Raw genomic sequence first — 11,939 nt, 5'->3', positions numbered from 1 at the left:
GGTGATCATAGCGATTATTGTTTGTAATTCTTTGTAATTCAGTACTATAAAGATACAACAATTTTCGCTAATCACCAAATTTACAAACACTTACAATTCGTCGAACTCACGTTAAAATATACTTTTCCTATTGTGTTTTATCGCGTCAATGATTCCGTTTACAGTTCTATTTCTCCGTTGTTTTTCATAATCAGGAACCTTCTCAGGGTGACCAATGTCAAAAACAATATTATCTCGTCTTACCACACCAATATACTTGATGCTCGAATCCATATTGAGAGAATCTACTGTTTCGAAAACCATATCGTTTTTTCTGGAAGGATCCCAAACAGCTGTTGCAGTCAAAGCGAAAATGGGAAATCCATACTTCAAATATGTTTTTGAAGTACGCAAATAGTCTCCCAAGAACCAATAATCCACCCGAAAATCTCGCCCCCATGTAGTTACGGTATGTGCTTCATCTACAACAACAAGACCTATTCTCCGATCTCCAATTATACTATTAAGAGAATAAGAAAGCATTAACTCTGGCGACATATATAGAATATTTATGTCGCCATTTTGAGTCTTTGCCAAAATCTCAGCAGCTTCATTTGCAGTCTTATTCCCATTAAGAGCCGCAACTTTACAATACTTTGGATGTAAATTACAAACCTGATCATCCATCAATGCAATCAGTGGCGAAATCACAATAGTTAATAAATGGTATTTTTCAGCCAAATATATTGCCGACAACTGAAATAATATCGATTTACCTGCACCCGTCGGCGATGTCAATAAAACATTATTATACGATTTTCCACCCAACGCCTTTTCAGCTTCTGATACAACCGTTTCGATAATCTCCCCCTGAGAAATCAATTTTACGTTTCTATTGACTTCTAAATTTTCATACATTTTCAAGTTTCGAAAAGAATCATATCCCCAAATATCCTTTAATGTAGCAGCCAATTCTCCTCTCACTTGTTTTGTTTCTATCGGAGCACATTGCCAATATATTTCTATTGATTTTCCACTCTGCTTTATTGCCGACAGAAGTATGCCACAAGTTTCATTTAGCATCTCATTCTTAGGCAATACATAAGCATTATACTCAAGAGGTTCATCAAAATATATAGCTTCCATAAATTGCTGGAGAGAACCACTATCAAGAGATAAAACTGGCAATGCCAAATCTTTGGGCTGATTCTTCACACTCGCAATAGATTCAGGTTCTATAAAATTGACTTTGCGAATACATGTCGATTGGGAAAAGTCAGGTTCTATATAACAAACCTGTTGCTTATTCCCACTATGTACGCAATATGAATAATAATTACAATAAATCTCATTATCCTTGACTTCTTGGAACGAGTCCGACTCAAAATCTGGAATATCATATGTTGTCGGATTATCATACACCTTCAACAAATTATTTCTCAACAGGCAAAACTGCTTTCTCAAAATATCAAGACTTGAGAATGATGAAGATAAAGCGATCATCGATTCCATTGTCATCATACAAGGAGATTTAGATGCCATAACATTCATCATAATCTCTGTAGGATTGATCTTTTCAAGGTCTATCAATCCGCCTTCGGTCAGAATGTTTTTATCCAATAACTCATCTTTCAACAACCAAAGAATAGATGAATCAAAACCTTGTAATACAACTATACAAGACTGTTGATAAAGATGTTTTTTTATAATAGAAATAATTTGTTGTTTATTCATCGTGTTTTTCTTATTGGAAATAATAATCTATCAGACTGTAATCACAATGTACGCCACGTCTCTTAATCTCATCATACGTACCTATTGATTTGCTACAAGAGAGTACCGATCTTTGTGATTCTTCTGCAATCTTATTCAGCATAGACAGCATTGCCCGGCTCAATTTCAAAATAAACTCAATAAGATTGTCATCTACAGACTGTCTCTCCCAAAGTTGTAATAAGTCAAACTCTTTTCCTCTATTGTTTAGCATATAAGCCATTGTATATGCAGTTAATGGAGCTCTACAATTTCCTTTATTTTTTACCTCGGGCATATTATATATAAAATTCCACAAAATGAGCAGTCCGATGGTTTTCTTATAATATTCTTCATCTGGTTGTATATTCTTCTCAACCACATACTTAAGAAACAGATCGTAATTTGTACCCTCACCCTTAACAACATCATAAGGCGTATCCTGATAACATTTCCACACTTTAGCCAACAATTCTTTTCTAAAGAAACGCTCTTTTTTATCAAACATTGACTTAAACATGTGCTGTTCTTCTTTAGAATTCTTTCGGGCAAGTTCTTGATCATACTGCCCCCGCAATCTCTCATAATACCAATATACTCCATCTTTACCTACTCTCCTACTCAAATCCTCCATAGTCATATTGTAGGGATTACTTGTAGAAAAATCAGCATACTTGACCTTACTTTGTGAATTTGAATATTTAGTGATATTTGCGGCAACTTCTTTTTTCTTTACATCATCTTCATTTATCACAATGATTTTCACCGGCACATAAACTCCCAGCAACGAAATTGGCTCACCTGTGTTCTGACGTTTGGCATTAAATAATGCAGCCGTCGTTTGACCTCCATTTACAATTTGAAAATCACGAATAGCTGAAATAACACCCGTGCTAACGCAATCGTTTCTTATATCTTCAGTATCTACTTTTGTACTCTCTCCTTCACTTACGGTTTCAACATCATTTGCCAAAGCTACAATTCCATTATTATACGCCAAAAACATATGCTTCTCTTCCCGCAATGTTTTCTGAATTCCAATATTGGCATTATTCTTTTCACTCCCTTTAAAACCCAAAAAGTATCGGACATTATTCAACAGAAGATTCGTATTATACTCTTGATATAAACTTTGAAGCAGTTTACCGGGGAACATTGTCAAGAAACACTTGTAACCAACCTGTTGTGCCTCCATTTCTATATATGGAAGTTTATAACCATATTCACCATACTCCTTGCCAAACACAATATCTATATTTTGATGATCAGATTCGGTATTACACAACTGATAGAGCCTTGCAATATCAAATACTTCTGTTTGTATTGATCGTCCTTTAATCCTCTGTTTCTTAACATTAGTTTCTTGAATAAAAGAGTTTGAGAAAATCAACAGACGAACTGTAACAAGATTACTGGGTGGTTGAGAACTCGGCCTACCAGGGCCCCGTTTTACCGGTTTATCATGAAGCAGTTCCGAGAGTTCAAACAGTGCGCTTTCTTGCGTAATTCTTTCAGCCACATTACCATTGAGACACTGTAAATAATATCCTTGGAGTCTATTCGGTGCAATTTGAAAATCAGAATTGGTCACACTCTCAACCCCATCATAGACTCGATCATTATATAACGAATATATCAAAGTAAGTACTTCTCCATTGCCACTTATCGCATAGCCATATATCTCCCCCAATACCTTTCCATCCATGCTTTTTACCAAATCATAAGCATTGGTGTAATTTTCGATACCGAGTTGCTCCTTCAATCTTTCGACCAAACTATGCGCAAAAGCACGAGAGCGAGAATTATCATTCTCGGACAAATACAATAATGTCTCTTCATCAAGTCCTTTTGCAAATTCTTTTATATCCATACTATTTATATAGAATTTTTATTCCTAATTATATATACTACCCTTTCCTATCCAAAAGAGTATTATTCCCATTCAGCGTTCAGAATAGAAATAACTCGATAGAATAAGTGCATTATAATACAAATAAAACCCGAGAATTATTTCCTACCCCTCTTCTTACTAAATTGAAGTCTTCTTTCTGTATATCTTTATACAAGTATCACAAAGTTAGTTATTTTATTATAAAAATTGCCCATATCCTTTTAATAAATTCTACATAAGGAAATTCTCTCATCCGAGATTATTTCCCTACCGCTTCGGGCAGAGTGGTAAAGATATAACCCCTCTTTTGCAAGGTGCGGATGAGCCGCTCGAGATAGCGATCGTAGAACTTGTCGGTGCGACGCTCGTCGGTCCCCAGGTGGAAAAGCAGGATGTGGCCGTTGAGCCCCTCGCGCTTCTCGACCTCCATCACCCGGTTGTAGATAGCCCGGTTGCTGCGGTAATTCTTCATGTCGGGGGTGGTATAGTCGGCATTGGTCCAGGTACCCGGGGTGAAGTTGACGATGCGCAGCCCCATGCCCCGTGCCCAGGCGGCGATGGTCTCGTTGTAGTATTCGTAGGGCGGAATAAAGATTCTCGTCTGCGACGGATCGATACCGGCCCGACTCATGCGGCCATAGACGGCCTGCATATCCTGTTCGAAAAGCGACTGGTCTATCAGTGTAGAGTCGCGGCGCTCCCAGGCGCAATAGAGCAGATGGCCGTCGCTGTGGGCCCCCACATAGTGACCGGCCTTGTGCAGAGCTTGCACTGTCTGGGGGAAACGTTCGTAAAACTCACCCGTGAAGAAAAACGAACCTTGCACGCCACACTTCTCCAGTGTCTCGAGGATGCGTTGGGCACCGTCGTTCTTGTCGGCCGCCGTAAAGACGAGCGAGATTTGCCGTTGCGAACGGTCGGTGCGCACAATTCCGCCACAGGCATACTCGTTGCGGTCGGGACCTGCGGTCTCGATACCTTCGCGCTGCAACGACGACAACAGGTAGCTGAGGCTGGCAGTGCCGTCCATCGTGGGCTCGTTGGTCGAGTAGTCTTGCATATCGTCGTGATAGACTACATCGGCCGACTGGAAGGGTACGTAAGGATCCTCGCGCGACAATCGTACTCCCCGCAGATTGTTGAAAATCGAAGCATACACCGGGCCATCGACCAATCCGCCCACGGTTGTCCCTACCTTCAGGGCAATGAGCGGCGTGTGGGGATCGACGGGATAGTCGCCCCACAAGGGCAACTCGGTAATCATGCTCGTGCCCCAAGGGTTACAGCCAAAGAGCCAGTCGATGAGAGAGGCCTCCATCTCGCGATAACGGTCGTCGCCGGTCAGTTCGCGGTAGAGCCGGCACTGGGTAGCCACGGCCGCCGTGAGATTATTGGAGCACCAGATGGCAGGAACGCCGTTGAGAAAGGGATTGTCTTGCGCCCGTTCAAGCACCCGTTCGAGCCCGCTGCGCAGGTTGCGGGTAAACTCCCGGCTCACCCGCCGGTCGTCCACCCCGGCCAAATGATAGTGCCCCAGGTTGATAAAGGGATACCATTGATAATGGCGGGCACTGTCGGCCCCCATCCAGGGGGTCACCGGCTCGAAGCGTCCATACTCGACCGCCGCCTGCAAGTAGGAGGATTCGCCCGTCGAGAGGTAGAGTTGGGCGGCCGCCAGCTCCATATCGTCGGTCCAGTTGCACTCTTCATAGATATAGGGCGAGACGACTGAAGCCGTCTGGCATACACCGGGATGTTCCACCCCGTGGCGATAGGCATCGCGGGCTTTGGCCAACAGCGTGTCGGCCATCTCGGGATAGTAGTCGGCCAAAACTTGGGCTCCCAAAGCGAAACACGAGGCATACTTGCCGGCCGTGCTGGCCACACCGGTGGTGGCATTGGTAAACTCGCCCCGCACCTGGGGCTCGCCCGAACAGTAATAGACGGGGCGTCCCAGCCCTTTGCCCCAACCATAGTCGATATCGTCTTGCGACGGCAGCTTGAAGCCCTTGTGGTCGCGGTCGTCGGCAATCTGGTTATACATCTCGCCCCGCGACGGATTCATGCGGTTGAGCCAGTCGAGCCCCCACTTGATTTCATCGACAATATCGGGGATACCGTTGGCCCCGGGCAACCCGTTGGCATCGTAGGCATCGCCATATACTTCGGGATTCTTCAGATAGGCAAACATCATCTGATAGGTGGCATTGGCCGAGGTCGTCACATATTGCAACTGGTCACTCGCATCGTGCCAGCCACCCCGCACGTCGATGTGCTGGCCGCTGCGGATGGGATGATAGACGATGTAGCCATCGTGAGTGTGGCAGCTGTCGCGTTCGAATGGGTTGAAACCGCAACGTTGCTGTCGCATGTAACGCAGGATGAAGTCGGCCGTTCCGTCATAGACCCGAGGCCCGATAACAAATCGGGGCGAAAAGGTCTTGCCGGCCCGCAACCGATAGATACCGGGACGGTTGCAGCCGCTGAAGTCGAGCCGATAGGTACGCTGCATTTGGCCCCACACGGCTGTCGGTCGGGGATTATCGAAGCGCATCACCTCCTCGCCGGTACAGTCATCGACCAGCGCATACGACTCGACATCGACCGCCTCGTCGCTCATATAGACAGCCACTTTGGGCGAAGCAGGCAGATATCCCAACTGGTTCACCCGTATCCACTCGCCGCCCCAGACGGCCGTACCGAGAGAGAGCACTCCCGCCACGAGAACCCCGACAATCTTTTTCATGACTTTATGCTTTTACCGGTTTCTTAATCAGCAACGACAACCCGATGAAAGTAAACAGGGCATTCATGATGAGCAATTCGTAACTGAACGAATATCCCCCGAACCAGGCTTGCGAATTGCGATCCAAAATGAAACAGAGTACCGGCGACAAGATAGCCACCAGCGGGATGTAGCGGTCTTTCACCGGGGCCTTCACAAAAATGCCGAAGGCAAACAATCCCAAAATAGGCCCATAGGTATAGCTGGCCAACGTATAGACGGCATCGATTACGCTCGTGTTGTTCAACAGGTTAAAGACAAATATCACTACGCCCATCACTACGGCCATACCTATATGTACCCGTTTGCGCAGATGCACCACCTGCTCCTCGCTCTTCCCCTTCACACCCAGGATATCGACCGTAAACGAAGTGGTGAGCGCCGTCAAGGCCGACCCGGCAGCCGAATAGGCCGACGAGATGAGCCCCACCACAAACAGGATACCCACAACCAGCGGGAAGTAGCCTTGCGTCGCTATCTGCGGGAAGAGTTCGTCGCTCTTCTGTGGCACGGCAATACCCTCGGTAGCGGCATAGACATAGAGCAGCACACCCAGCATCAGGAAGAGGGCATTGACAAAAAACTGTGCGATGCCGCTCGTAATCATGTTTTTCTGCGAATCCTTGGAATTTTTGCAACTCAGGTTACGCTGCATCATATCCTGGTCGAGACCGTTCATGGCAATCATCGTGAAGACACCGGCCAGGAACTGCTTGAAGAAGTAGCGCTTGTCGTTCACATCGTCGAAGTAGAACATCTGCGACATCTCCGAGCCACGTATTGTCTGCCACAAGCCACCCAGGTCGAGGTGCATATCGGCAGCAATATAATAGATACAAAGTATTACCGAAACAATAAGGCAAACCGTCTTGAGCGTATCGGTCCAGATGAGCGACTTCACCCCACCCCTGAAGGTGTAGAGCCACACCAGCCCCACGGTGAAAATCACATTCAAGATAAAGGGCAGATGCAGCGGCGCGAAGACCAGCATCTGCAACACCACACACACCAGGAAGAGGCGCACGGCAGCCCCCAACATCTTGGAAATAAAGAAAAACCAGGCCCCCGTACGGTACGACGAGAGGCCAAACCGATTCTCGAGATACTCATAGATCGAAACCAGATTCATGCGATAGAAGAGCGGCACCAGCACATAGGCAATGAGCAGCTGCCCCACGATAAAACCCAGCACCATCTGCAAGTATGAAAAACCGCTGGCAGCCACCATCCCGGGCACCGAGATAAAGGTTACCCCCGAAATCATGGAGCCAATCATGGCAAAGGCCACCACATACCAAGGCGACTTGCGGTTACCCACAAAAAATCCTTGGTTGTCGGCCCGGTGACCCACCACATACGAGATGCTGAACAAAACAATGAAATATGCAAAAATGGTGATTAAGACAACTACGGGTGTCATATTCTTCTGCTATTTAATTAAGTGTGTTTCTTGAATTACTCTTCATACAACAGATAGGGACGGCGTTGCTTCCTGAACTTCTCCACGTCGCCACGCCACATCGCCTTGATTTCGTCGGCCGACTTGCCCTCCTCGATCATCCGGCGCACATAGTCCACCCCAATCAGCTTCTCGAAGAAGGAGCGAAAAAACTGATCACCCATATTCAGGTTACGGTAAGCATCGATTACATACTCGAGATTGATACCCTTGGCCCAAATCTCCTCGTCGGTGAGGCTCGTCAAATCGACCCCATAGCACCGCTTGTTCAGTTGCGGCGGATTCTTGGCCCCCGGTACGCTGCGCGGGGTAAAGGAGAAATCATAGCCCTTCATGTTGGGGTGACCATACACCTGGAAAGGCCACTCGGTCCCCCGTCCCAGACTCACCGGCGTAGCCTCGAAATAGCAAGTCGAGGGATATAGATAAACCGCCCGCATATTCGGCAAGTTGGGCGACGGAGCCACAGGCAGCACATAGTGCGTCTGGTGCGTATAGTTCAGGCACGGCACCACCGTGAGGTCGCACACCCGATTCTCGGGCAGCCAATGCTCGCCATTCACCATGCGGGCCAACTCACCCAACGTCAATCCATGCACCACCGGGATAGGCAACCACCCCACCCCCGACTTGTACTTCATGTCGAGAATAGGGCCATCGATATAGTGGCCGTTCGGGTTGGGACGGTCGAGCACAATCACCCGGCGACCAAACTCGGCACAAGCATCCATCAGCTTCACCATCGAAATATAATAGGTATAATAGCGCAATCCCACATCCTGGATATCGACCAACAGCACATCAAACGAGTGCATCGACTCGTCCGAAGGGCGACCCGACTTTCCGTCATACAGCGAACTTATCTTAATACCCGTCTTGGAATCGACCGACCCCGCCACATGTTCGCCCGCATCGGCATCACCACGAAAACCATGTTCCGGCGAGAATATCGTCACCACATTCATGCCGTCGGCCACTAGCATATCTACCAGATGGCGGTCTCCCACCATCCCCGTGTGATTCGAAAAAACAGCCACCCGCTTCCCTTTCAAAGCCGGGTAATACTCACTTGTGCGCTCGGCGCCCACAACCACACGGGCATCTTCGGCCCGGCACACAGCCAGGGCACAACCCAACAGCAATAGAAATAAGAGAGTCTTTCTCATGGTATCTATCCTCTTATAAAAGATTATTCACATTTTATTTGTAAATGTAAACATATTTTCAGGATAAGACAACCGCAATAAATATATTTAATAGATTTTATCAACTATACAGAAAGTCCTATTACCCTATTGTGCCCACGTCTGAACCTATTCAAGTGTCGTGAGTATTTCCTTTGCAGGTATTCCTGGATCCCGCGTCGCAGCGCGGTATGACCTGTTGGGTCTCCAGACACGGGAGCTAGGTATCGTCTTTGCGGGTATTTCTAGCACCCGCAAAGACGCAGGTGCTAGAAAAAAGTTATACTAACCACACTCAAAAAGTATTGTTGAAAAAATCGAAGTAAATCAAGATGAGATTATTTCAAATTCATAAGAATTCGTATATAGCAATTTTATTTTTTTATTATCTTTGACATATTATATAGCAACCTCAAAATAAAAGTTATATGGAGATTTTATACCCACATGAAAATAAAAAAGCTAAGTAACAAACCAAAAACTTAGGATTTTGTTTGAAGAATGCAAGAACAAATATTATACCTCAGTTAATGAGAATAAAGAATATCACTGAAAAAGCGGAATTTAGGAATTTAAGCAAATAACAATATAAAGAGGAACACTCTTCTTATTTACAAATAGGAGATAAAATAACTCATATTTTTTTATTGATGCCCTATCAAAAAAATATGAAAAGTATCTTGTTGAAAGAATAATAGCGAAAAACCTTATTATAAGAAATTACCTGATAAATACTAGATATATCATAAATTTTAAATAGAGAATTAAAATGGGGAAACGTAATAGTAAATACTCTGATGAAAACATAATTTTCCACATATTTCGTCTACCACTTTATATTTACGCAATTATATTTCTCTTTGCCATTTCGTTTTATTTATTAAAATGGCATATGCAAAGGGAATATTATTCACAACCGTAATACCAATCGCATTATCATTAACATTCTGCTTAATACTATATTATATTTACAAAATAAGGCTCAAAGACATTAGATGCGATTATGATAAGAAAACGAAACAATTAGAGGATAGTTGCAATAAAAAAATTCAAAAAATAATATCTGATTATAACTTAAAGCTAACAGCTCTAAACAAGAGAGAGGAAATTATAAAATCTTTAATAAAATCGGGGACTCCATTTAAATATGTGGCTGAGATGGCTGCTGACCTTTTGACTTATTTATATGAAAAAGATGAAAATTATTTAAGATATAAACCGCACCCAGCAATAAGCTCAGCAGAAAAGTTGAGACAACTAAGAGAATCCTTTAAAGAAAAAATGTCAATATACAAAGAGTATGAATATAAATTATTGTATATAATTAAACTGTTCCCGGAAATAAATGAATATTTAAATAATGATTATGAGCTTCTAAAAATATCCGAATATATATCATACTCAGATTTTCAAGACAATAGAGATAAAAGCAAAGATTTTCTAAGTGATGCAGAATGGAATACATTAACAATTCAACAAAGGAATCAATTAGCACTAAACCGATATATACAAAAAAGGAAAAAATCTAATTGGGCTATTGGTAGAGACTACGAAATGTCATGTGCCCATTCATTGAGAGAAAAAGGATTTAATGTAGAAATGAATGGGATCGAAAAAAAATATGGAGATCTAGGTAGAGACTTAATAGCAACGAAATTTGACAATAGCATTTTTGGTGATTATGATACAAAAGGTAAGATATTTATAATACAATGTAAATGTTGGAATAAAGATTTACCAATACCTGAAAGCGTTTTAATGCAATTATATGGGACAACAATAGCTTATAAGATAGAAAATAAAAGTATTATTAGCGATGGCGTCGAAATTATACCAATCCTAATGATACCATCTTTTACAAGGCTTTCTGAAATGGCGAAAAATTTTGCAAAAATGCTTCAAATAAAAATACTAGTTCAAGATTTTGTAGAATTTCCTCGTATAAAATGCAACATAAATAATGGCCACAAAATATATCATCTCCCATTTGATCAACAATATGATAATGCTCAAATAAAAAATAAAGGCGAATTTTATGCTTATTCCGTTGAAGAGGCTGAGAGTAAAGGGTTCCGCAGAGCTATGAAGCATTCATTTAATTAAATGTTTGCAAGTTGCAAACATTTGAAAGAGATATCCCCTTTATTGTACAAAGACACCCTTTTATCGCTATCCAAGAATCGCTAATAAAGTTAAAAAGCCTCAGTCAAATAAGACGATATCTCACGTCAAAATACGGTATTACTGGGCGCAGTATAACCTATTCGTGTCCCCCACCGTGATGCGGGGTCCAGCCCGGGGAGGATGGAGCTTTACACCCCGAACATAATGGTAAGCCGTAAACCCCGCCTTTATCGGGCCGGGAGAGGGCAAGCCGGAGGAGGGAACGGGGCGAGGATTGTCTGAGCTCACAGCGAGTTCCGCAGCCCCCGACGATGGCGCCGCCCGCGACCGACTCGGCCCGATAACAGCGGCGGCGCTTCTTGGTTCGTTCTTCTCGCTGTTGAGAAGAATGAACAACTATGTTCGTTCCCTTTGCCGATATTTCCTGGATCCCGCGTCAAGGCGCGGGATGACTTGTCGGGTCTCCAGGCACTGGAGGCTATGGTATTTATCCTGCCGATATTTCCTGGATCCCGCATCGGAGTGCGGGATGACTGAGACGGGTATTCCGGGATATCTCATCGCGGTTGGGATGGAAGATGGGGTATAGGCATAAAAAAAGAGCCGGAGGGTTGTCTTCTTCTCGACTTCCTTCCGGCTCTCCTTCTTAAGGTGGCGGCTACCTACTCTCCCACTTGCGCAGTACCATCGGCGTGACGGGGCTTAACTTCTCTGTTCGGAATGGAAAGAGGTGGATCCCCCGTGCTATAACCGCCTTAATATCTC

At 44.1% G+C, this 11,939-nt stretch carries 6 protein-coding genes and 1 rRNA gene; 1 reads left to right on the top strand and 6 read right to left on the bottom strand.

Going from position 1 to position 11,939, the window contains the following annotated elements; all coding sequences use genetic code 11:
- Nucleotides 1-111: 111 nt before the first annotated feature.
- The 5 genes from B5G10_RS12210 to B5G10_RS12190 form a co-directional block, all read right to left on the bottom strand.
- Nucleotides 112-1,713 (bottom strand): DEAD/DEAH box helicase, encoded by a 1,602-nt coding sequence (locus B5G10_RS12210; RefSeq protein ID WP_087425008.1) that lies wholly within the window; start codon nucleotides 1,711-1,713, stop codon nucleotides 112-114.
- 10 nt (nucleotides 1,714-1,723) lie between these two features.
- Complete coding sequence (locus B5G10_RS12205) at nucleotides 1,724-3,601, bottom strand: AIPR family protein (protein ID WP_087425007.1); 1,878 nt, start codon at nucleotides 3,599-3,601, stop codon at nucleotides 1,724-1,726.
- Between the two features lie 280 nt (nucleotides 3,602-3,881).
- Nucleotides 3,882-6,368, bottom strand: a complete 2,487-nt coding sequence (locus B5G10_RS12200) for a glycoside hydrolase family 9 protein (RefSeq protein WP_087425006.1) — start codon at nucleotides 6,366-6,368, stop codon at nucleotides 3,882-3,884.
- 4 nt (nucleotides 6,369-6,372) lie between these two features.
- On the bottom strand, nucleotides 6,373-7,827 hold the full coding sequence (locus tag B5G10_RS12195; RefSeq protein ID WP_087425005.1) for a sodium:solute symporter: 1,455 nt from the start codon (nucleotides 7,825-7,827) through the stop codon (nucleotides 6,373-6,375).
- Between the two features lie 35 nt (nucleotides 7,828-7,862).
- A complete protein-coding gene (locus tag B5G10_RS12190) occupies nucleotides 7,863-9,032 on the bottom strand; it encodes a DUF1343 domain-containing protein (protein ID WP_087425004.1) in 1,170 nt (389 codons plus the stop codon).
- Between the two features lie 903 nt (nucleotides 9,033-9,935).
- Here B5G10_RS12190 and B5G10_RS12185 point away from each other — a divergent pair.
- On the top strand, nucleotides 9,936-11,153 hold the full coding sequence (locus B5G10_RS12185; protein WP_087425003.1) for a restriction endonuclease: 1,218 nt from the start codon (nucleotides 9,936-9,938) through the stop codon (nucleotides 11,151-11,153).
- 670 nt (nucleotides 11,154-11,823) lie between these two features.
- Here the strand turns inward: B5G10_RS12185 and rrf are convergent.
- Nucleotides 11,824-11,932 (bottom strand): 5S ribosomal RNA (gene rrf / locus B5G10_RS12180).
- Between the last annotated feature and the right edge of the window lie 7 nt (nucleotides 11,933-11,939).

The sequence above is a fragment of the Barnesiella sp. An55 genome (assembly GCF_002161555.1).
GTDB lineage: Bacteria > Bacteroidota > Bacteroidia > Bacteroidales > Barnesiellaceae > Barnesiella > Barnesiella merdipullorum.
The sequence above is the reverse complement of the archived record's forward strand: the minus strand, read 5'-3'. Positions and strand labels throughout refer to the sequence as shown.

Bases quoted from the DNA above. Each gene is read 5' to 3' on its own strand.
- B5G10_RS12210 (WP_087425008.1), bottom strand. From the start codon at position 1,713: ATGAATAAACAACAAATTATTTCTATTATAAAAAAACATCTTTATCAA.
- B5G10_RS12205 (WP_087425007.1), bottom strand. From the start codon at position 3,601: ATGGATATAAAAGAATTTGCAAAAGGACTTGATGAAGAGACATTATTG.
- B5G10_RS12200 (WP_087425006.1), bottom strand. From the start codon at position 6,368: ATGAAAAAGATTGTCGGGGTTCTCGTGGCGGGAGTGCTCTCTCTCGGT.
- B5G10_RS12195 (WP_087425005.1), bottom strand. From the start codon at position 7,827: ATGACACCCGTAGTTGTCTTAATCACCATTTTTGCATATTTCATTGTT.
- B5G10_RS12190 (WP_087425004.1), bottom strand. From the start codon at position 9,032: ATGAGAAAGACTCTCTTATTTCTATTGCTGTTGGGTTGTGCCCTGGCT.
- B5G10_RS12185 (WP_087425003.1), top strand. From the start codon at position 9,936: ATGGCATATGCAAAGGGAATATTATTCACAACCGTAATACCAATCGCA.